Origin of the sequence: Mesorhizobium sp. M1078 (genome assembly GCF_040318615.1) — a bacterium.
Classification (GTDB): domain Bacteria; phylum Pseudomonadota; class Alphaproteobacteria; order Rhizobiales; family Rhizobiaceae; genus Mesorhizobium.
Map to the genome: position 1 here is coordinate 43,601 of NZ_JAMYMP010000010.1, position 18,651 is coordinate 62,251.

Here is an 18,651-nt window from a genome sequence, read left to right on the forward strand (position 1 = left end):
GGCCAAATGCTGATCCCCCATCCACTTCTGGGCTTGCGCGATGCAAGAGAATTTATCTATCTCGGTGACGCCCGGCTTATCGAGCGCCCAGACCCGTCTGCACCGGCTGCTGAGTCCGCCTTTTATGACTATATATATTTGCGTGAGAATCCGGCAGGCACTCACCGCGAGCTGTGGTTTCACGAGCAGGGCGACCGTTCCTGTCTAGTGGTTACGCGCAACACGGTCACACATGAGATTCTCGGAGCGGAGTTGGCGCGGGACATTGCTCTTGCGCGAGCGAGGAGCGAACCATGACTCGGCTTACGGGCGGATTAATCGACCGGTCACAAACGCTTAACTTCAAGTTCGACGGTAGAAGCTATCAAGGCCATCCTGGCGACACGCTCGCCTCGGCCCTCGTAGCCAACGGCGTTCGCTTGGTGGGGCGCAGCTTCAAATATCATCGTCCCCGAGGGGTGCTGACTGCAGGCTCGGAGGAGCCCAATGCTCTAGTCGAACTGCGTACCGGTGCCCGGCAAGAGCCCAACACCCGCGCGACAACGGTTGAGTTGTTCGAGGGGCTGGTTGCGCGAAGCCAGAATCGGTGGCCCTCGCTTGACTTCGACGCAATGGCTATCAACGACCTGTTGTCGTCGCTTTTCACAGCGGGGTTCTACTACAAGACCTTCATGTGGCCGAAGAGCTTCTGGGAGAAGGTTTACGAGCCCGCCATCCGTAGAGCTGCGGGGCTCGGAAAGATCTCAATGCAGCCCGATCCCGATGCCTATGACAGGGGCTTCCTGCATTGCGACCTCCTCGTGATCGGCGGGGGGCCGGCTGGGCTTGCTGCGGCGCTGACGGCAGCTCGTTCGGGCGCCCGTGTGATCCTGGTGGAAGAGGATTTCCGCTTGGGCGGACGGCTCCTGTGCGAGACGGAAACACTGGGCGAGGTGCCGGTCGCCGATTGGATCTCAGGGTTAGAATCAGAATTCGAAAGCCTGCCGCGTCTTCGGGTGATGACCCGTACCACGGTTTTCGGCGTCTATGATCACGGCATCTACGGTGCAGTGGAACGTGTTTCGGATCATCTCGCTGAACCCGGTGGCCGAGTCCGCCAGACATTTTGGCGCATCACCGCGAAACGCGCAGTGTTGGCGGCAGGCGCGATAGAGCGGCCCATCGCCTTTGCGAACAATGATCGTCCTGGCATCATGCTGGCCGGCGCGATGCGCGCATACGCAAATCGCTGGGCGGCGTGCCCCTCCGACAAGGTCGCTGTCTTCACGAACAACGAGGACGGTCACCGTACCGCCCTGGATCTCGCGGCCAAGGGCGTCCAGATCGCTGCGGTAATCGACGTGCGCCCTGAGGCGAAGGCTCGTGGTGACTACCGGCTGATCGCGGGGGCCATGGTGACTGGATCGCGCGGCCGACTTGGCTTGAAGTCAATTGAGGTTTTGGCAAACGGCAGGACCGAAGAGATCAAATGCGGCGGGCTTGGCGTCGCGGGTGGCTGGAACCCGAACGTGCATCTGGCTTCGCATCATCGCGGTAAGCCTACCTGGAATGATCAATTGCTGGCGTTCCTGCCCAAGCAGAACGAAACGCCAGGCTTGCTTGTGGCGGGCGCTGCTGTGGGGTGCTTTTCGACCGCGGCAGCGCTGCAGTCCGGCGCGGAAACGGCGAGAGGTGCGTTGGAGGACATTGGGATAACTGCAAAATTGCCTAGTTTGCCGTGTCCGGGCGACGACGCATATGCCATTGCGCCGGTGTTTCACGTGCCGGGCACAAAACGCTCATGGGTCGATTTCCAGAACGACGTGACAGTAAAGGACATCAAGCTCGCGTATGTTGAGAACATGCGGTCGGTAGAGCATCTGAAACGCTATACGACCATGGGCATGGCGACGGATCAGGGCAAGACCGCCAATGTGACTGGGCTCGCCGTGATGGCGGAGCTCACTGGAAAGACAATCTCGGAAACCGGAACCACGGTCTTTCGTCCGCCCTATACTCCCGTGGCGCTGGCTGTCCTCGGCGGCGGCGATATTGGATCGCACTTCCGCCCACCCCGCCTTACGCCGACCCACAGCTGGGCCGAAGCCCAGGGTGCGGTTTTTGATGAATCTAGCCCATGGCGGCGACCCGAGTATTTTCGCCGTGAGGGGGAAAGGCATTGGCGCGAGAGCGTAGATCGCGAGGCCAAGGCGGTGCGTAGCTCGGTGGGCCTATGCGACGTGTCGACACTCGGAAAAATCGACGTTCAGGGCATCGATGCGGGGAAGTTCCTCGACCACCTGTACAGCAACATGATATCGACGTTGAAGGTCGGCCGCGTTCGCTATGGTCTGATGCTACGCGAGGATGGCTTCGCCTATGACGACGGCACGTGCGCGCGGCTGGCCGAGGATCATTTTGTGGTCACCACAACCACGGCCAATGCTGGGCTGGTTTATCGCAACATGGATTTCGCCAGGCAATGCTTATGGCCGGAGCTTGACGTACAGCTGATTTCCACGACCGAGGCATGGGCGCAGATCGCTGTTGCGGGACCGAGTTCGCGAACGCTGCTGACCCGTATCGTTGACGGGTTCGACCTTTCGAATGAGGCGTTTCCTTTTATGGCCTGCGCGGAGCTACAGGTCTGCGACGGTCTGCGGGCGCGGCTCTTCCGCGTCTCCTTTGTCGGCGAACTTGGCTACGAGATCGCGGTGCCTACCCGCTACGGCTACGCGCTGATGGAACGATTGATGGAAATTGGTGCTGATCTGAGAGTAACGCCTTTCGGGGTCGAGGCGCTGTCCGTCCTAGGAACGGAAAAGGGTCACGTAGGTGGAGCCCAGCTTAACGGCCAAACCACCGCCGAAATGCTCGGGCTCGGCAAAATGGTTTCCCAAAAGAAGGATTGCATTGGCGCGATCATGTCTCGTCGCGAAGGGCTTGCGGGGGATACGCGGCGCCTGGTGGGTCTCCAACCTGTCGAGCCGAGGGACAAGATCGTTGTCGGAGCACATCTCTTCACCGAAGGGGAAGCATTCAATCACGATAACGACCAGGGCTGGATCACATCGGCCTGCTATTCACCCCATGTAGGGACGATGATCGGACTCGCTTTTGTCAAGAACGGTATTGAACGGCTGGACGAGGTGATCGTGGCGTCGAATCCGGTCGAAGGAGAAAATGTACGCCTCCGCGTCGTATCGGCGCCTTTCGTGGATGCTCAAGGAGTGCGTTTGCGTGGTTAATCTGAAGCCGCTCATGGCGCTCGGCGCCGAAAAGCCTCGTAGTGCAATGCTTCCAGTATTAGAACTTTGTGAGAGCAAGAACTTGGCGCTTACCTCCTTAACGCTTCGCAGGGGAGCCCTTGAGCCCAAGCCGTTCGGTTTGAAATTGCCTGGGCCGGGATGCTGGGTAGCAGGTCACGATGTGTCAGCTTTCTGGACCGGGCCGGATCAGTGGATGATCGAGACCGAAGGCCGCGCGGACGAAGACTTTGCCATGACTTTGAAGGTGGCGGCCCCCGGTTGCTCTGTGACCGAGCAGACAGGTGGGTGGGTAACGGTCGAAATTAAGTCCCGTGCCGGCACGTGGCCCATCGACGCATTTCTGGAGAAACTGATCAACATCGATCTTGCCGACTTCGGTCCGGGGAAAGCGACACGCACAGCCCTAGAGCATACCATATGTTTCGTCATCCGCCGCAGTGAAACCCGTGTTGCTGTGCTCGGCGCACGATCGTTTGCTTCTTCGCTTTGGCACGCATTGGAGTTAAGAGCAAAAAGGTTGGAGGAAAGGGCTCCATGAGCACCGGCGCAAGGTGCAAGCGGCGTGTTCGACTGAAACCGGACGGCAAAATCAGCTGCTGCCCCCTGGAGTGGTGTAGCTGGCACTGACCGTCGCCCATGTCTTGGTTGCGGGCCTGCTAGCTCAGGAGCCTCGGCTGGCAGGCTGACGAGGCGTGATCAGCCCGAGGGCGCGATCGTTTTGAGTCCCTCGTATCGGGCGCGCCTGAGGCCCCAATTATCCTGGTCGAGGAGCAAGACACCCACGAGGCGGAAAGATCGCTTTTCGGTGCGGCGCCTGATTCCGCCGTTCAATCTTTCGAGCGGGTTGGCGAATGCAGTTTGTGCCGACGCTCCTTCGGAGGACACGTAGGCAGGCAGGCCATTATGGTCGGCTGCGAGGCTTATGTTTCAGCTGCCCTGCCAATTGATTTTGGATTTGGCAGGTTATTGGGAAGGCCGGGTCGAGATGTTTAGGCTTCATGCAGGGACGCTGTGGTCACTTTTTCGCAGTTTAACTTACTTACATGATCACGTGGAATGTACAAATGTGGAGATCTAGATGAGCAAAGACGTGCACGCTGATAAAAATCAGGCGTATGGTCTTTCTGGCGCCGGTGACGATAGATATCTTGGCGGAATGGATTCAGATCCTCGGTTACTCGGGTGGATGCAAGGATTTCCGCCTTCGCCGGACAAGCGGATCACGTTTGAAAGGGATCAATTTCTTGACTTTCCTCAGATCCGGTGGACGCTTTCGCATTTGCGGGAACTCGGCGCGACTGTAAACGTGCGTCGGGGAAACAAGGCGGCATCTCATTTCGAGCGGTATGACAGAGCCCACGAAATCAACGAATTGAAATTCGACGATCTGAATGGCAGGACAACACGGTTCGAAGATGCGTTGTACGACACCTACACCGACGGCATTGTCGTTTTGCATCGAGGGCGCATAATTTATGAGCGCTACTTTGGCGCGTCGGAGCCATCGCTGGCGCACGCTCTGTATTCAGTGACGAAGGTCTATGTTGGCACATTGGCTTCCGATTTGATTTACCGAGGGATCCTAAATGAATCGAAGTTAGTCCCGCACTATGTTCCCGAGCTACGGGGTACTGCGTGGGAAGATGCTACGATCCGCCAAGTAATGGATATGCAAGTTGGCGTTGGATATACAGAAGATTATGCAGACCCGACATCGGGCGTTCGCACTTACATGCTTGCCTGCGGAATGCGTCCGCGCCCCGCGCATTCTGACGTACCAACTAACTTCTACGACTACTTGCGTGCGCTGCGCAAGGAAGGTATGCACGGCGACGCCTTTGCGTACAAAACTGTTAACAGCGACGTTATAGCCTGGGCAATGGCGAAGGTGACCGGGTTTAATCTCGCCGATTATCTTCATCAACAATTGTGGTCGCGGTTAGGTTGTGAAGAAGATGGCTATATGCTCATTGATTCAGTCGGTACGCCAATGGCCGGAGGCGGCTTGTCGGCAACGCTGCGTGACATGGCTCGTTTCGGCGAGCTCATTCGACGTGAGGGTGATTGGCATGGAAGCCAGTTGATCCCCGCATCTATTATCGATGAGATCCGTCGCGGTGACGATCCGGCCAAGTTTGCAAAGACTGGTTCCGATCTATTGCGGGGCTACTCTTATCGCGCGATGTGGTACGTTTCGCACAACGAGCTTGGTGCTTTCGAAGGCAAGGGCATGCACGGGCAGCGACTCTACATCGCCCCTGAGGCCGAAATGGTGGTCGCGAGGTTCGCGTCGCATCCAGTCGGGTCGAGCGTGGGTAACGATCCGATCAGCGTACCGCAATTTCTGGCGCTCGGAAGGATGTTGCAAGAGTGAAGCCAGGCTGCTTTCGATGACGTCATTTATCCGGACTGCGGTCCCAGCTTGAAGCGACCGCCGCCTTAGCGATCGTCAGGACCCTTGGTTACGAGGCGGCGCGGATAGAGAAGGAAAGGCTCGTGGGCACCCGTGGCTGAGATTTGCCTGCAATCCGCACTCCGGCCCACCCGGTTTGAATTCCCGCCGTCAGCCCAAAATCAGGTGCATGGAAAAAGCCGGCGCAGGATTTCACACCTGCTTTGGCGAAGCCAGAAGATGACGGCTGCAGCGATGCAGATGGCGGAGAAGTAGGTGTGGGCACATCGGTCGTTGCGCGTTGCGATGCGTCGCCAGTCCTTGAGCTTGGCGAATAGGTTCTCGACCCTGTGCCGCTGGCGATAGAGTGTCTTGTCGTAGGCGTAAGGGACTTTGCGGCTGCGGCTCGACGGGATGCAGGGCACGATGCCTTTGGCTTGGAGTTCTTGGCGGAACCAGGCGCTGTCTTATCCGCGATCCCCGATCAGGCTTGAAGCGGGCGCAGCGTAAGACCTTATGTCCTTTCTGGTTGCCGGCTGTGAGGTGGTTCGCCCTACACTGGCAGTGTTGAAGCGAGGGTTGCTCGTCGAGCCTATCCTCACGCCAGCATGCCAGGAGGACGAACCATGGAAGACTATAGCGTTGCAGGGATTCCCAAGGGGTTTGAAGTATTGGAAAATGCCGGAAATCGAATCCGATCCTGTCCCTTTCCGGTGTTTTCGCGATGCTGCCATCCCGTCCGTCACGCAACAGGAATGACCTCTTCCGCGAACGTCTGGACGCGATCATCAACATGAGGCACCCGCTGGTCCGGCTTTCAGGTCTGATGCCATGGGCACGGTTCGATGAGACGTTCGGCCGCTTCTGCCGTCCGGTCGGCAGGCCGGCCAAGCCGACGCGGTTGATGGTCGGGCTGCATTACCTCAAGCACGTCCATGACCTGTCGGACGAGGAGGTGGTGGATCGCTGGGTGGAGAATGCCTACTGGCAGTATTTCTGCGGCTTCGAGTTCTTCCAGCACGAGGCGCCGATCGACGCCAGCACGATGACGCGCTGGCGCAAGCGGATCGGGCCGGAGGGGCTTGAGGAAATGCTGAAGGCGAGCGTCGAGGTTGCACTCGACACCGGGACGGCCAAGCCGAACTCGCTGGAGCGGATCACCATCGACACCACGGTGCAGCCGAAGGCGATCGCCCATCCGACCGACAGCCGGCTTTACCTGAAGGCCATCCAGATACTGGTTCGCCAGGCGAAGCGGCATGGCGTCGTGCTCAGGCAGAGCCACACCCGACTCGCCAAGGCCGCGGCGGTTCGCGCCGGCCGCTATGCCCACGCCCGGCAGTTCCGCCGGATGCGACACGAACTGAAGCGCCTGCGCACCTATCTCGGACGCGTGTTCCGCGACATCAGCCGCAAGATCGCCGGCAATGCCAAACTCGAGGTCAGGTTTGCTCGATTGCTCGGGCTGGTCGAGCGGCTGCTGGTCCAGAAGCCGAGAGACAAGAACAAGCTCTATTCACTGCATGCGCCCGAGGTCGTCTGTATCTCGAAAGGCAAAGCCCGTACGCCCTACGAGTTTGGCTGCAAGGTCGGGATCGCAACGACGAACCGGGAAGGCCTCGTGCTGGCCGCCAAATCCTTCGAGGGTAATCCGTATGACGGCCATACGCTCGCCGCGACCGTCGATCAGGCGGTGGAGATCGGCGGCGTCGACCCGGACCGCATCTATGTCGACAAGGGCTATCGCGGCCACGACTACAAAGGCTCGGGCTCGATGATGATCGCCGGCCATCGGCGCGGCCTGACGGCCACCATGAAGCGGGAACTGAAGCGACGATCGGCCATCGAGGCCACCATCGGCCAAATGAAAACCGATGGGAGGCTGGACCGGAACTTCCTTCTCGGCCATGTTGGCGACGCCATCAATGCGCTGCTCGTGGCCGCAGGCCACAATCTGCGCCTCATCCTCGCCACGCTGGCGCTTTGGCGTGCGCTCATCCTGCTGGCGCTTGCTGCTTCAGCCGCGAAACCGGATACTTCCCCCCGTCTCCGCGACCATGCCGTGTCAATGGCTTAACCGTTGTTCAGGGCGGACCATGTAGGCTTCGGCATCGACGCCGCAGAGCTTGCAGGTTTCTATGATGCTGAGCACGACCGCTGACCGCTCCGCCGCGGCGAAGTTGCCCGAGAAAAGCCAGTTGCGCCTTCCGACCGTAAATCCACGAATGGCACGCTCCGCGATCAGGTTGTCGGGCTCGAGCTGGCCATCGTAGAGGAAGCGGTTGAACGCGCGCCATCGCTTGGTGCCATAGGCGAAGGCCTTGGCGATATCGGCATGGCGCGACAAACCCTTGCCCTGGCGCATGAGCTGTCGTCGCAGCGCACGGACCAGTGGTCGGGTCCGACTTCGTCGTGCGGCCAATCGGTCGGCGGGCGGCAGCCCCCGTATCTCTTCCTCGATCCGGTAGATCGCCTGGATACCGGCCATCGCCGTCGTGCTGAGCTCGGTCGGCTGGCTGTCGTGAACGTCGAATATCTTGCGACGCAGATGGGCCAGGCAGGCAGCTTCTCGAATGGCGCCGCCCTTGTAGAGCTGATTGTAGCCGCTGATATGTTCTCCAGAACATATCAGCGGTTATTGTTGCGGCCGTCCATATGCGGCCACATGCGGCGGCCGCCTCGCTAACAACCAGCGTCACGGAGCCCAACTTGGCGGCCAGGGTGCATATGCTCGCGCGCGAAGGCCAAACACGAACGCCCTGAATCGGGGGCCGGATCGCCCGAGGGATGCGCAGGCCTGTCGGCACTATTTCAAATCCTCCTTATTCTGCACCAGATATTGCATCAATCTGGGTAAATTGATCGAAATGCGCGAAAGGATGCTCCTTATGATGCCGTCGGCTCCAAGTGATGAGAGGGAGGAAGAGGTGTTTTTGCTGACGAAGCCATCACCTCAGGACTCCAGAGACATCCCCACAGGTTCGCTGAACTGACCTGCGGGAGGTGCTTAAAAAGAGACGCACTCAGTATGGCTGCTCCAACCAGCCCGGAGCAGACCCGGAAGAAAGAAGGCTCAGAATGCTCTATGATCAGTATGTCGAGGAACTGTCCAAGCTTCCCATGACAAAGGAACTTTCTTTCTCCGAGTCGGAGTATCGGCTCAGAGTGGAGAAAGTTAGACATATTATGGATGCGAGGGGACTTGATGTCCTTCTTATAACATTTACTCCAAACTTGAGCTACCTAAGCGGATACCAAAGTTTCGGTTCGGGTTGGTATAAATGTATGGTGCTTCCTCGGGAAGGTGAGCCTGTACTGCACATGCACCAGTTGGAGATTGGTCCGGCTGTTCTTACGAGCTGGGTGGGAGACGTCCGCGGCGTCCCTTGGTCCGATGAAAGAGGCGCAGCAAATGGCCTGGCGGATATCTTGAAAGAACGAAAGCTCGAGAACAAGCGTATCGGCGTGGAGATCAAGAAACCAGGACTTGGTGTCGATCTTTACGAGGGTCTGAAGCGCGCTTTACCTAATGCATCGCTCCTTGATGCTTCAGATATGGTTGGGCAGCCACGGATGATTAAGTCTGAAGCAGAGATAGATTACTTGCGTAGCTCTGCCAACATCACGATGAAAGCGCTCGACGCTGCTTTGCCAATGATCCGAGCTGGAGTGACTGATAACCAAATCGCTGCGGTAATTTATCATTCCCTGATAAACGAGGGAAGTGAATACTTTAGCACCCAACCTATTGTGTCAGCCGGGCAGCGCAATTGGTTTTTGCACACCACATTCAAGCGAACTCCAATTCAAGTTGGAGATACAGTTGAGCTGGAGTTCGGAGCGGCCTATCAACGATATACCAGTGCTATCTGTCACACAGTGGCCGTCGGCAAGCCATCTCCACTAGTCGAGGCGCGGTCCAAAGCAATCAATGAGACATTGGATTTACTATTTCAAGCGGTCAAGCCAGGCCGCAACGGACACGATATAGCGCGCGAAATCGGTGTCGGAATGAATGACGTCAGTCCTGCACCAAGCGCTACACGAATGTACGGATATTCGATTGGGTTGGGATTCCCTCCCACTTGGGGCGAAGAGCTATACTTTATCCGCGAGGGAATCGATTTGGAATTAAAGCCGGGCATGACGTTTCATACTGTTCTTGCAATCGACAAGCCCGGCACTCCAGGAGTGGGCTTCAGTGAGACATGGGTCGTAACTGAGTCGGGCTACGAGATCCTTACCGCACACGACCGCGAACTGACCGTGGTCGACGCTTAGCAGGCTGTGACAAAGCCAGGCACCGGACTTGATTTAAGGACAAGTTTCACCCTCTGCACGACAACGGCGGAGGGTGTGTGATGACAGGGATAGACGAGACCGGGGCCGGTCGCAGTGCCGCCATATGGATATGGAGACGCGAATCGACCTAGATGTGGAGCCTCAACAGGTTGTCCTCGGTTAGGCCGAGGCGGCTGATTGGTGTTTTCGACTTTAGGCTGCCGTGAGGTCGATGCCAATTGTATCGGTGCAGCCAGACGGGAAGTTCTCCGGCACGATGATCGGAGGTCGGGTAGGCAATGGCGTAGGCCCATTCCCTGAGTGCAGTCTGAATGAAGCGCTCTGCCTTACCGTTGGTCTTGGGCGTATAAGGCTTTGTGCGGATATGTTTGAGGCCAAGCTCGCGGCAGGTCCTGGCGAAGGCTTTCGACTTGTAGCACGAGCCGTTGTCGGTAAGCACGGTGTGGATCTTGTAGGGCCCGGCCGCGATCAACCGCAGCAGAAAGGGTTCTTCCGCATATTTGGTGCAGGTTGCGGGATTCACGGACGGTGCGAATAAGTTCTAGAGCCGGAATCGCAATCGACGCCGTGATTTGCCCGTGCTCCATGCCTTCCGCTCGCTGATTTCGCCCGAGCTTTCGATTGTCCAAATTCTGCCGTAGGCTGACAGGGTTGTACTTGTTGCCCGGCCGAAGGCGATGGACTCGTGCTGTCCATGTTGCGGCTGCCGAACCCGCCGCGTCCACAGTCACTACATGCGCCGGTTGAGCGATCTGCCGTGGCAGGGGCGGGTTGTCGAAATCCGGCTCCACGTACGACGGTTTCGATGCGCGAATTCACAATGCATGCGACGGATCTTCACCGAGAGGCTTCCTGAGACGGTTCAACCGAAAGCTTGGCGCACGGTTCGGCTCGGCGAAAGCCAGCTGGCGATCGGGTTCGCGGCGGGTGGTGAGCCGGGCTCACGCCTGTCGGACAGACTCGCCATGCCGGTAAGCGGCGACACACTGTTGCGGATGATCCGCGCGGCCGGGTTCGAGCCGCCGCAAGCGCCGCGTGTGGTCGGCATCGATGACTGGGCCTGGCGCAAGGGGCAGCGCTACGGAACGATCATCTGCGATCTGGAGCGCAACCGCGTGTTGGATCTATTGCCGGATCGAAATGCCGATACGGTCGCGTCGTGGCTGGAACGCTATCCTGGCATCGAGATCATCGCTCGCGATCGTGCGGGCGTTTATGCTGAGGGCGCCCGTCGCGGTGCGCCCGATGCAACGCAGGTCGCCGACCGCTGGCATCTCCTCCAGAACCTGGGCGAAGCGTTGCGACTGGCCGTCGGTCGCCATCGCAAGGCGGTCAGCTCCGCCGGAAAGGCCATGGTGCCCGAGATGGCGGGAAACGCCGAAGCCGAGCCGGAACCACAGGCAGAAACTTCCCCGAAACTTGATTGCTTGCGTCGGTCGCGGCGCAACCAGCGCCGTGAGCTCTATGCCGAGATCCTTGACCTGCGGGACTCCGGCCTGTCGCCGCGCGAGATTGCCCCCCGGATTGGCATGAACGTCAGAACTGTCGAACGCTGGCTTGCAGCGGGCGGTGAGCCTGAGCACCGGCGGCCGCCGGCGCGCTCCGTCCTCATGGATCCTTTTCGAGACTACCTCGAGAAGCGCTGGGAGGAAGGCCAGCACAACGGGCTGCAGCTGTGGACCGAAATCAAGCACCGCGGCTTTGCAGGCAGCAGGGCGACCGTCTACAGGTGGACCGCCGCCCGCAAGGAGCGGCCACCGACCGCTCCACCAAATTCGCGATGGCGGCCGCCATCGCGTCGGAACTGTGCATGGCTGCTGAGCGAACACCCGACATCTCTCGATGAGCAGACCGAGCGGTTCCTCCACCATCTCCATGAAAATGCGCCGGAGCTTTCGATCGCGGGCGAACTCGCCCGCCGTTTTGCTGCAGTGATACGCGGCGACGATGATGCCGGTCTCGAGCAATGGATCGCCGATGCCACGGGTAGTGAGCTGGCCTCCCTTGCAGCAGGCATCGGCCGTGACATTGAGGCTGTCCGGGCGGCAATCACCCAGCCCTGGAGCACAACCCGGTCGAAGGCCAGATCAACCGCCTCAAGACGATCAAGCGACAGATGTACGGGCGCGCCGCCTATCCACTCCTCCGGAGCCGACTGCTGGCAGCCGCTTGACCCAACCGGACAAAGGGACATCCGAAAAAGTAGTCCCTGCACCAAATATGCGGAAGAACCCCAGATTGATGGTGTGGAACACGGCCCCGCTACCGACAGTATCTAAGTGCCAAAACGTGGTCGTTGCGAGCAACGCCACAAGGAAGGGAGCCGTTCCGTGAAGCAGGTTAGCACCATCGGCCTGGATTTGGCCAAGAACGTTTTTCAAACTCATGGCGCCGATGCCGAAGGCGCACCGATTTTCAATCGCAAACTGCGTCGAGCCGAGCTGCTGGGCTTTTTCGAAAAGCTTCCGCCGTGTCTAGTTGGTTGGAGGCGTGCGGCGGTTCGCATTATTGGGCGCGTGAGATCGCGGCGCTCGGTCACGACGTGCGTTTGATCCCGCCGATTTATGTGAAGCCCTTCGTAAAACGGGGCAAGACGGACGCCGCCGACGCCGAAGCGATCAGCGAAGCCGTCACCCGCAAGACCATGCGTTTCGTTCCGATCAAATCGGCTGATCAACAAGCAGCGGCCATGGTGCTGAGGACGCGCGCCCTTTTGATCCGCCAGCAAACTCAGGCGATCAACGCGCTTCGCGGGCATTTGTGTTGATGGCTTTTCAAAAGCGCGTTTAAACGACGACAAGCGTTTGGTGCTTGTGGACGGAACAAAAAGGCGGCCTTTGCAGGCCGCCGAGTGTCGAGGATGTGTGCTTTAGAACGAGGACGGGGCTTTTTCGATATCGCTGTGATCGGTCGGTGTTCGTTGCTGCTCCTGGATAAGTTCCTGGAGTTGGACGCCGTAGTGAGACCAGATGCTATCGGCGAGATCGTTGAGGAGCTCGAAGACAGCGAGCGCCTGTTGGGGTGTCCATTCGGGATTGATGAGGAAGTGGATACCACGACTGAGGCCGGACGGTTGAGGATCTGGTTTCATGCCGCGGGCACCTTTTCGCCGGAGGAGCGGCTGGTGCGTTTTTCGCGCTGTGCCTTTGATCGCTCGGCCGCTTCCTTGAAGCGGTAGGAATCGCCTTCGATGGAGATCACCTCGGATCGGTGCATGAGGCGGTCGACGAGGCTGACGACACAGGCGGCATTGGGAAAGACCTCCGACCAATCAGCGAAGGGTCTGTTGGTGGTGATGATGGTTGAGCGTTTTTCGTAGCGCCGGCTGATGAGCTCGAACAGCAGGTCCGCATGACGGTTCGAGTAGGACAGATACCCGACCTGGTCGATCGCAAGAACGTCGGCGGCGGCGTAGTGGTGAAGGCGTCGGCGCAAGGCTGCGTCGCTGTCGAGGGCGGCGAGTTCGCCGAGCATCTCGCTGGGGGTTCGGAAGAGGACGGTGTGACCGCAGATGAGCGCCTGGTGAGCGACATTGCGAGCAAGTGTCGATTTCCCGACGCCGTTGGGGCCGATAAAGACGATGTTGGCGGCATCGTTCATGAAGGACAGGGTCATCAGATCCTCGACGGCGGCGCGGTCGATGCGGCGAGGCCAGTGCCAGTCATAATCGGACAGTTGCTTGAAGTGGCCGAGCCTGGCGGCACGCGTGCGTCGCCGCATCGAACTGTCGGAGCGCTCCTCTTCTTCCCATTGAAGGACGGCGGCCAGCCAGTCCGCGCCAGCGATTTCGTCCCAATGGGTGATCAGGCCATTGAGGCGCAATGCCTTGGCCCGGTTGAGCAGGATGTCGGGATTATTCATCATCTTTGCCTCCAAGGGTCAGTTGGTCGTAGCTGTCGAGGCGATGCGGCCGTACCGTCGTATCCTTGCGCCGCACGTGTTCGGGCAGGCTCGTTTCGACCGGCGGCGGAGCACCACGGGCGACCCGGCGGCGTTCCAGTACGTCGCGAACCGACCTCGAATGGGAGGCGCCGGCATGCAAAGCTTCCTCGACGGCGGCCTGCAGTTCCTGCGCGGTACAGGTCAAGCAGTTTCAGCATCGCGTTTGTGATCGCACCGATATTGGAGCCACGCTCGGCGGCCCGGATCATCAGGGTCTGGCAGGCCGGCACGGCGCGCGTCAGGCTGTTGAGGCCGCGATGCTGGCGCGCCTCGCGCTTGATTGCGACGAGTGCCTTGAGGTGCTGAGGGTCCTCGATCTGCTGGTCGCGATCATAGCTGCGACGGTGACTGGCGATCATCTTTGCGCCGTCGAAGACACGGACGAGGCCGAGATCGGCGCGCACGCTGAGCGTGCGCCTGACATGAGCATGCGGTACCGAGTAATCGTTGAGGTCGAAGCGCACATAGGGCGTTTTGCCAACCTTGGCGGCGACCTGCTCCTCGACGGGGTATGGGTTGGCGGGCAGCGGCAGAAGCAGTGGCTGCTCTTGCGCAAACGCCTGGCGGACCGTCATCGTCCGGTCCTCGGGGCATGGCCGGTCGGCTGCCTGGTTGCGGCACCACTGTTCGGCCTGGGCGTTCAGATCGTCGAGATCGGTGAACTTGCGGGCGATGAAGAATGCTTCCCTTATATGCCGTATGGCGCGCTCGACGCGGCCTTTTTCGTTGCCCCGGGCAACCGCGACAGGACGTGGCTCGAACCGATAGAAGCCGGCGAAGGCAAGCAGCGTCGGATGGAAGCGGATCGCATCGCCCTGGCGCTCGAGCACCGCACTCTTGAGATTGTCGTAGAGCAGGACCCTGGGCAGCCCGCACCATGTGTTGAACGCGCCGACGTGACCGCGCAGGAAGTTTTCCATGCGCGGCGTCGAGGAAGAAGCGCAGGTAGATGTCGCGTGAGTAGGAAAGCACCATCACGAACGCCATCAGCGGCCGGCGGGCGTTGCCGATCTCGATGTGCCCGAAGTGGGCCCAGTCGACCTGTCCCTGCTCGCCCGGCAATGTGCGCAGCCGCAGGAACGCCTCGGCCGGCTTGCGTGGACGGTGCAGGGCGACCAGGTGCCGAAAGTGCGTCGGCAAGCCCCGGTAGCCGCGCTCGCGCACCATCGCATAAAGGCGGCTGGCGGTCAGCGAGGGGAACTTTTCCAGCGTCTGCTCAATGAATGGAAGATACGAGTCAATGATTGAGGCTCTCTGCAGCGGCTTGTGCCGGGGCAATCCCGCCTGGGCCAGAACGCGATGCACCGTCGTGTGATGGACATGCAATTGCCTGGCGATGGTGCCGCAGCGCCACTTCTCGGCGTAATACAGGCGCAGGATCTGCGCTTCCAGTTCGGGGCTGATGGTCATGATGCGGGCTCTCCGTCTGCGTAGTCAGCTTCACGGGCATAACGAGGCCCCCGGCGACGCACGAAGCCGGTGCGAACGAACGGCGACAGTCGACAGTCGCAGCGCCGACAGCACGGCGTGGGCATGACCGATGTCGTCGCCCGCCCGGCGACGTCAGCAAAAGCAGCGACGACATCGTTCGAGGGACTGGACCAGTAGTGAACCGGCAGGAGATGCAGGTGGAGAATGATGCGTCACTTTATTGTGCCGAGCCCGATATCGTCGGGCCCGGACCGCATGAGCCAGGCGTCCACGGCGGCTGGGCTGATAACGTCGCCCCGCCTCGCGCACACTCTCGCGGCGGGCAGCACGGGCGCAGTCCTGGCCGCAGTAGCGCTGTCCCCGGTCGCAGCTGCGGCAGATCGTTACCTGCGAACGGCAGCGGCCGCACAGAAAGACGCGGCCCGTGAGCATCCGCGACGATCCTTTCGGAGCGCCGCAGGGAGTTCGGGGAAAAGGTCGACGGAATGCGCTGACAATGCGATAATGCAGTCGCGCACCGTCAGTGGAGCGTGACACCGAGCCCGGACTTGCCAGTTGAGATCGGTGTTACGCCGGATTGTTTCTGCGGCGCTGATTACCCGCAGATCTACCACAGGCAGGCGCATGGCGGGGTACGTCGAAAGCCGCCTCAGGGCGGCTGGAGACGTGCCCCGCGTCTATCGCCTTCAACCTCCCATGATCAGCACCGCGCCGCAAAGGCGGCCGCCCGCTACAGCGCTAGTTGAAGAGCGCGCGGTCGGCCGCCTTTGCTCTTCCAGCGCTTCAGCTCTTGTCGTCGTTTATCAGCGGGTTTCGACCGTCTTCGACACATTGTCGGAGTTGGGCGTTATTGCCGCCCTCGGCACGGCTAAAGTGGCTGCGTTGATCGAGATCGTCCGGGACGAGGAGGACGTTTGCCTGCCAAAAGCCGCTCGACTGGCTTTGGCTGAGATCGCCTATCAGATCGAGGCGCTGACGCGTCAAATCGACAAGCTCAAACGAGGGATCGTCGGCGAAGCGAAGCGCGATGAGGACATGCGACGGCTGACCACAATTCCGGGCGTCGGAGCGATCACGGCGGCTTCCGTCAAAGCGCTGGTCCTGGATCCCGGCGGGTTCAAATCCGGCCGTCACTTCGCCGCCTGGCTGGGACTGACGCCAAAGCCTCATTCGAGCGGCGGCAAGGAGCGGCTCGGCGGCATATCGAAAATGGGCAACCCGACGCTCCGCTCGCTGCTCGTTTGTGGCGCGACGTCTGTCTTGCAGCGTGTTAAGGGAAACGACAAAGCGCTGCGATGGCTAGTCACCCTTTTGGCACGGCGGCCTTTCAAGGTCGTCGCGGTCGCGCTCGCCAACAAGATGGCGAGGATTATCTGGGCGTTGCTCACCAAGGGCGGGACATATCGAAATACTGGTGCGGCAAGCGGCGCAGCACGCGCCTGAGCCGAACGACGACCAGGACGGACTGGCCGGCGCGACGCCGGACAGAGGCGAGGTGCACAATTAGACGATGACCCACGGGACGAAATCCCGAGGCGAGAGAGGCTGGGTGAAATGTCTGAAAAAGCGCTTGCCCGCGTTGCCGTTCCACATATGCCGCGCTATATGAATGCGTACCGCCGTCGAGGCGGCAACCTCGAACTGGGCCGCGACGGCGCGCCGAGACTTGCCTCCTGAAATCCCCTTCACAATCCGCAACCGCAAATCCGATGAAACAGCTCTTCCCATGGCGCCACCTCCAGCCAACGGTGAATCACTGTTCGATCAAAAAAAAGAAACCTCGATTCAAACTTCCCGCCCGATGCTCTAGCGGAATCTGCAAAGGTTAGGTTGGGCCACCATTGCGAACGCATCCGAGGGGTTTTCAGATCCGGCGCCTGATGAGGGTGGCGTTGGTTAGAGAAGATCCAGTCGCTGCATGCTTGATGCTAATGGCTTGCATGCCAGATGTTGTGAAAGCGCTGGCGGTCGATGAACGGGGCGTTAGGAAGAAGATCGCTTCCTCAGAGTCTCTGATCGAACGTGAAGAGTACGCATTCAGCCTATCTGATGAGCGATGGTCACCCGCTTCGGAGTTTCAGCCGGAACGCCGATCTCCATGCCCGAAACACGATCGGGTTCTCCGCGTGACATTTGGTCCTTTCGCCACCTGCGCGGCACTCAGCCGATCGTGGGAAGCTCGCGTGGCGCTCTGGGAGTGAGGAGTTCTGCACCGTCTTGTGTTATCAGAACAGTTTCTTCGTGAAGCACGATCTTCCCTGGTTCATATTCGAGACCCGGTTCGATGCAGAGAACCATCCCCGGCGCCAGCAAAGTTCGGTCGCCGAGCCGGATGGATGGCGGTTCGGTCACCCGAAGTCCTAGACCGTGCCCCATCCTTCCATTGCTGTTCAGATCGTTAGTGCGAGACGACAGGACGGTTGCCATAGCCGCAAAAACAGATTCTGCTGGGACACCTGGTCTTGCTGCGGCAAGGCCAGCTTCATTTGCCCTCCAGACCTGCTCGTGCGCGCGCTTTAGCGCGTCGCTCACATCTCCAACACGGTAGTTGCGATCGTAGTCGCAAAAGTACCCATCGAACGTCGTTCCGGTATCGATGAAAAGGAGATCTCCGTTCGCGATCGGACGATCGCGCGGCCCGCCAGTTATCTCAAACGGACCTCCCAAGTCGGACCGGACGATGACCGCAGGGATCGCTCCCGCACCCCCAGAATTCAGACGACCACGAAATTCTCGCTGAACGGTCCGTTCGCTATCACCTATGCGGATAAAGTTAGGGACATCGTCAAAAGTGACTGCAGCGATGTCGATTGCTTTTTGGATCCTGGCAACCTCGCCCGAACTCTTAATCATACGCAAAAGCCAAATGAGGTGAGATCCGTCTACGATCTCGACACCCTGCAATTTGCTTCGTATATCCAGGAACTGCGCCACCGGCATTCCGATACGCAACTCCATGCCAAGTTCGGCACCAATCCTTCCGTGCCGGCGAGGAAGCGCGGAGATTGCTTCCACGAGAAGCGAAGTGCCCTCGTCTTCAGGGCGAGGCGACGGCCAGGATCTGATGTTTTTGACCCATGTCGTTTCCATAATCGCGCGACCAATCTCCGGAATGATCGCGATCGGATCGCCCTCAGCTGGAACGAGCACAAACCAGGGCCGCGTGTAACTTTCCCAGAAAGTAGAGTCGATCCCGGCTGTATATCGTATGTTATCCATTGAAGAGAGGAGAATGCCGTCTAGTTTGTACTCTCCCATCAATGCTTGGGCACGTATAAGCCGCGATTCGTACTCGCTTCTATTGAAGCCCTTATAATATCGGTCAGTGGTCATCTT

Annotated in this window: 13 protein-coding genes and 4 pseudogenes; 10 read left to right on the top strand and 7 right to left on the bottom strand. The window is 59.5% G+C overall.

Going from position 1 to position 18,651, the window contains the following annotated elements; genetic code table 11:
- Nucleotides 1-6: 6 nt before the first annotated feature.
- From NKH38_RS15485 to NKH38_RS15505, 4 genes are all read left to right on the top strand, one after another.
- Complete coding sequence (locus NKH38_RS15485; protein ID WP_352762848.1) at nucleotides 7-297, top strand: sarcosine oxidase subunit delta; 291 nt, start codon at nucleotides 7-9, stop codon at nucleotides 295-297.
- Entirely contained in the window at nucleotides 294-3,227 is a 2,934-nt protein-coding gene (locus NKH38_RS15490; RefSeq protein ID WP_352584766.1) for a sarcosine oxidase subunit alpha family protein, read from the top strand. Before NKH38_RS15485 ends, NKH38_RS15490 begins: the two co-directional genes overlap by 4 nt.
- The gene (locus tag NKH38_RS15495; protein ID WP_352584768.1) at nucleotides 3,220-3,786 is read left to right on the top strand and encodes a sarcosine oxidase subunit gamma; all 567 of its coding nucleotides are present in this window, start codon (nucleotides 3,220-3,222) and stop codon (nucleotides 3,784-3,786) included. Before NKH38_RS15490 ends, NKH38_RS15495 begins: the two co-directional genes overlap by 8 nt.
- Before the next feature lie 540 nt (nucleotides 3,787-4,326).
- Nucleotides 4,327-5,622 (top strand): serine hydrolase domain-containing protein, encoded by a 1,296-nt coding sequence (locus NKH38_RS15505; RefSeq protein WP_352762846.1) that lies wholly within the window; start codon nucleotides 4,327-4,329, stop codon nucleotides 5,620-5,622.
- Nucleotides 5,623-5,822: 200 nt separating this feature from the next.
- On the opposite strand, the pseudogene NKH38_RS15510 reads toward NKH38_RS15505, so the two are convergent.
- Nucleotides 5,823-6,137 (bottom strand): annotated as a pseudogene (locus tag NKH38_RS15510) (transposase); the annotation flags it as partial.
- A 227-nt stretch (nucleotides 6,138-6,364) separates the two neighbouring features.
- Here NKH38_RS15510 and NKH38_RS15515 point away from each other — a divergent pair.
- Entirely contained in the window at nucleotides 6,365-7,717 is a 1,353-nt protein-coding gene (locus NKH38_RS15515; protein ID WP_352762844.1) for an IS5 family transposase, read from the top strand.
- On the opposite strand, the gene NKH38_RS15520 is transcribed toward NKH38_RS15515, so the two are convergent.
- Nucleotides 7,706-8,272 carry an IS66 family transposase gene (locus NKH38_RS15520; RefSeq protein ID WP_352584822.1) on the bottom strand — a complete coding sequence of 189 codons (567 nt, stop codon included), beginning with the start codon at nucleotides 8,270-8,272 and terminating at the stop codon, nucleotides 7,706-7,708. The two genes, NKH38_RS15515 and NKH38_RS15520, sit on opposite strands and share 12 nt — an antisense overlap.
- Nucleotides 8,273-8,718: 446 nt before the next feature.
- Here NKH38_RS15520 and NKH38_RS15525 point away from each other — a divergent pair, with 446 nt between their 5' ends.
- On the top strand, nucleotides 8,719-9,921 hold the full coding sequence (locus NKH38_RS15525) for a M24 family metallopeptidase (RefSeq protein ID WP_352762841.1): 1,203 nt from the start codon (nucleotides 8,719-8,721) through the stop codon (nucleotides 9,919-9,921).
- Nucleotides 9,922-10,069: 148 nt separating this feature from the next.
- Here NKH38_RS15525 and NKH38_RS15530 read toward each other — a convergent pair.
- A pseudogene (locus tag NKH38_RS15530) lies at nucleotides 10,070-10,381 on the bottom strand (integrase core domain-containing protein); the annotation flags it as partial.
- 238 nt (nucleotides 10,382-10,619) lie between these two features.
- Between NKH38_RS15530 and NKH38_RS15535 the strand changes: the two are divergent.
- Nucleotides 10,620-12,115 (top strand): annotated as a pseudogene (locus NKH38_RS15535) (ISL3 family transposase).
- A 157-nt stretch (nucleotides 12,116-12,272) separates the two neighbouring features.
- Nucleotides 12,273-12,703: pseudogene (locus NKH38_RS15540) on the top strand (IS110 family RNA-guided transposase); the annotation flags it as partial.
- 108 nt (nucleotides 12,704-12,811) lie between these two features.
- Here the strand turns inward: NKH38_RS15540 and NKH38_RS15545 are convergent.
- From NKH38_RS15545 to NKH38_RS15555, 3 genes are read right to left on the bottom strand one after another with little or no spacing between them, the layout of a single operon-like run.
- Nucleotides 12,812-13,033 (bottom strand): hypothetical protein, encoded by a 222-nt coding sequence (locus NKH38_RS15545; protein ID WP_352762839.1) that lies wholly within the window; start codon nucleotides 13,031-13,033, stop codon nucleotides 12,812-12,814.
- On the bottom strand, nucleotides 13,030-13,806 hold the full coding sequence (gene istB, locus NKH38_RS15550; RefSeq protein ID WP_352762837.1) for an IS21-like element helper ATPase IstB: 777 nt from the start codon (nucleotides 13,804-13,806) through the stop codon (nucleotides 13,030-13,032). Before istB ends, NKH38_RS15545 begins: the two co-directional genes overlap by 4 nt.
- Nucleotides 13,803-14,804 (bottom strand): Mu transposase domain-containing protein, encoded by a 1,002-nt coding sequence (locus tag NKH38_RS15555; protein WP_352762836.1) that lies wholly within the window; start codon nucleotides 14,802-14,804, stop codon nucleotides 13,803-13,805. Before NKH38_RS15555 ends, istB begins: the two co-directional genes overlap by 4 nt.
- A 1,207-nt stretch (nucleotides 14,805-16,011) precedes the next feature.
- On the opposite strand from NKH38_RS15555, the gene NKH38_RS15560 reads away from it, so the two are divergent.
- On the top strand, nucleotides 16,012-16,758 hold the full coding sequence (locus NKH38_RS15560; protein WP_352762833.1) for an IS110 family RNA-guided transposase: 747 nt from the start codon (nucleotides 16,012-16,014) through the stop codon (nucleotides 16,756-16,758).
- Nucleotides 16,759-16,924: 166 nt separating this feature from the next.
- Nucleotides 16,925-17,125 (top strand): hypothetical protein, encoded by a 201-nt coding sequence (locus tag NKH38_RS15565; protein WP_352584782.1) that lies wholly within the window; start codon nucleotides 16,925-16,927, stop codon nucleotides 17,123-17,125.
- Between the two features lie 350 nt (nucleotides 17,126-17,475).
- Here the strand turns inward: NKH38_RS15565 and NKH38_RS15570 are convergent, their stop codons facing one another.
- Entirely contained in the window at nucleotides 17,476-18,648 is a 1,173-nt protein-coding gene (locus NKH38_RS15570) for a M24 family metallopeptidase (RefSeq protein WP_352762831.1), read from the bottom strand.
- Nucleotides 18,649-18,651: the final 3 nt, after the last annotated feature.